The organism is Noviherbaspirillum pedocola (assembly GCF_016632335.1).
In the GTDB taxonomy this organism is placed as follows: domain Bacteria; phylum Pseudomonadota; class Gammaproteobacteria; order Burkholderiales; family Burkholderiaceae_D; genus Noviherbaspirillum_A; species Noviherbaspirillum_A pedocola.
This window is the reverse complement of the sequence record NZ_JAEPBG010000061.1, coordinates 1-2,951: the sequence shown is the minus strand read 5'-3', so window position 1 is coordinate 2,951 and position 2,951 is coordinate 1. Positions and strand designations below refer to the sequence as shown.

The following is a 2,951-nucleotide window of genomic DNA, read 5'->3' as shown; positions in this document are numbered from 1 at the left end:
TCCCATAATTCATCCGGCAAGCGCCATCCGTCGTCCTGCTTGACCATGCCCATGATGTCCTCCATCAAAAACACTGGCTTGGACAAGCATTACTTCAATTCTTATCCCTACTGGAATAGGCTCTTAGAGATGAAGGATGAGTGGATCCATGGACAATAATCTGTTTACACATTGTAGCGCGGGTGATCTGGTAATGAGCGCCATCGAGCGCGGAGGCGACCGGATTGCATTCATCCAGGACGACCGACAGATTACCTATCGCGAGTTCGGCAAACAATTGAGCTGCTTCATCCAAGCGCTGGATGCTCGTGGAGTAAGGAAGGGCGATATCATTGCCACGCTTTCTCCGAACCGGACCGAAGTGTTCATCGTGACTGCCGCAGCCTATATGATGGGGTTGTGTGTCGTGGCGATCAACCCGACCTCCTCGGAAGACGACCATGTCTACATGATGGCCGACTCAGGTGCGACGACACTGTTTGTCGATCCCGACATGTTCGCCGCCAGAGCAAAAGCCATGCGCCAACGTGTGCCTACCATACGGCAGGTCATGAGCTTCGGACCGAACGACTTCGGCGAGGACATCCTTGAAGTAGCTGCCCAGTTCTCGCCGCGTGCCTTGGTGCCGCAGGCGCAGCAAAACACGTTGAGCATGATGTTCTACACCGGCGGCACCACTGGCAAATCGAAAGGCGTGGTGCATACGCATCGGGTGACTGTCGCATCGGTGCTCCTCGAAATGGCCGACTGGGACTGGCCCGGAGAAACCCGTTTCCTGGCCATGACGCCAATTTCCCATGCGTCAGGCTCCATCATCCTGCCGGTACTGCTGCGCTCCGGCACCTTTGTCATGAACAAAGGATTCAGTCCCGAGAAGTTTTTTCAAATCGTCGCAATACATCGGATAACCGCCACGTTTTTGGTGCCGACGATGCTGTACGTGCTGCTCGACCATCCTGAACTGCGCCATGCCAAAATCGATAGCCTTGAGCTGATCGTTTATGGCGCCGCGCCGATGAATCCGACGCGCCTTACCGAAGGCATACGCGTGTTTGGTCCGGTATTCATGCAGCTGTATGGCCAGACTGAAGTGCCGATGGCGATTACGGTGTTGCGAAAGAAGGATCACGATCCCGACAGGTATCCGCATCGCCTGATGTCATGCGGCGTGCCGGTGGCGGGAAACATGATCCGCCTGCTTGATTCTAACGACAATCCGGTGGCAGATGGCGACGTCGGTGAAATCTGCGTACGCAGCCCACTTGTGATGGCACGGTACTGGAACAAACCGGAAGAGACTGACCAAGTCTTTCGCAATGGGTGGATGCACACCGGCGACCTTGCACGCCGCGATGCCGATGGATTTCTTTACATCGTCGACCGCTCGAAAGACATGGTCATCACCGGCGGATTTAACGTCTACCCGCGCGAAGTGGAAGATGTCATCAGTGGGCATCCCGCGGTGGCCTCAAACGCAGTGATCGGCATTCCCGATCCGAAATGGGGCGAATCAGTGCATGCGCTCGTCGTCCTGCGCGCTGGTCAGCAAACAACCGCCGAGGAAATCATCGAAATGGTCAAGAACCGCAAAGGATCGGTCTACGCGCCCAAAGCGGTTGAATTCGTCGATGCGCTACCTATGACTGGACTGGGAAAGCTGGATAAGAAAGCGATGCGCGATCGCATCGCGTGCCAGAGGGTCCAAATTTCTGGCAAACCGATCGACGTCAAGGCCTGATCTCACTCAAATCGTTAAAGAACGCATCAGTTGCGTCGGACTCCGGTATTTGTGACGCGGAACTTCGGCTGCTTCATCGTCTTGCAAGACGCGGCCACACGCGGAGTATCGAGCGCCTGTCTGCCAAAAGCAGCAAGGCCGGTTGGCTGACAATACGCCGCACCAAAAAGGAAGACACCTGAACACATACAGATGGACAAGCTGAGCAGGTGGATGAATAACGTTTAGCTACAGAAAGTGCAAGTAAAGGCGATTTGTCGCGAGGGTATCGCCCCCCCGCACTCTTTGGCGTTTCGCTGCGCTGCAATGCGTGCTGGCTAGCCAAAGTTTTTCATAGTTCCAAGCTTCACAAATCGATGTGTTCTTAAATGAAGGAGACCGTTATGCCCATTCATGCAGTCAAGCTGCTTTTAGCCTGTGCATTGTGTGCATCCACCTTGTCCACCGCTGCGCATGCACAGGCCAAATACGACAAAGGCGCGTCCAATACGGAAGTCAAGATCGGTAATTCCATGCCGTACAGTGGCCCAGCGTCGGTCTACGGCGTGCAGGGCAAGGTGATCAGTGGTTATTTCAAAATGCTAAACGAGCGTAACGGCATTAATGGCCGTACCATCAATTTCCTTTCCTATGACGATCAATACTCGCCGCCGAAAACCGTGGAGTTGGCTCGTCGCTTGGTTGAACAGGATGAAGTGTTGGGCTTGTTCGCGATGCTCGGCAGCGGCCCCAATTCGGCGATCAACCGCTATGTGAATGCGAAAAAGGTTCCCAACCTGTTTGCTAGCGTTGGAACCTCGAAATTTAACAACCCCAAGGACAATCCGTGGACTGTTCCGTTTTTGCCTAGCTATGAAGTCGAGGGGCGCCTTTACGCGCAAAACATCCTCAAAACCAAGCCCAACGCTAAGATCGCCGTGCTCTATCAGAACGATGACTTCGGCAAAGATCTGCTTAGGGGGCTCAAAGCAGGTCTAGGAGATAAGGCGAAAGAGATGCTAGTCTTCGAAACCTCGTATGAAGTTTCGGATCCGCAGATCGATTCGCAGATTGTCCAGATGCAGTCTAGCGGCGCCAACGTCGTCGTGAGGTAGCCTGACTTTTTCGGACACTCCCGTTTGATAAACTGATCAAAGGGAGAAAGCAGAATGCAGACAAAGACATACACACCGGAGTTCCGGGCTGAAGCCGTCAAGCTGGTATTGGCGCAGGG

The 2,951-nt window shown here is 54.0% G+C and carries 2 protein-coding genes; both read left to right on the top strand.

Annotated features, from left to right (window positions below; translation table 11 throughout):
• Nucleotides 1-148: 148 nt before the first annotated feature.
• On the top strand, nucleotides 149-1,738 hold the full coding sequence (locus JJB74_RS32840; protein WP_200598749.1) for an AMP-binding protein: 1,590 nt from the start codon (nucleotides 149-151) through the stop codon (nucleotides 1,736-1,738).
• 383 nt (nucleotides 1,739-2,121) lie between these two features.
• Nucleotides 2,122-2,832 (top strand): ABC transporter substrate-binding protein, encoded by a 711-nt coding sequence (locus JJB74_RS32835; protein WP_200598748.1) that lies wholly within the window; start codon nucleotides 2,122-2,124, stop codon nucleotides 2,830-2,832.
• Nucleotides 2,833-2,951: the final 119 nt, after the last annotated feature.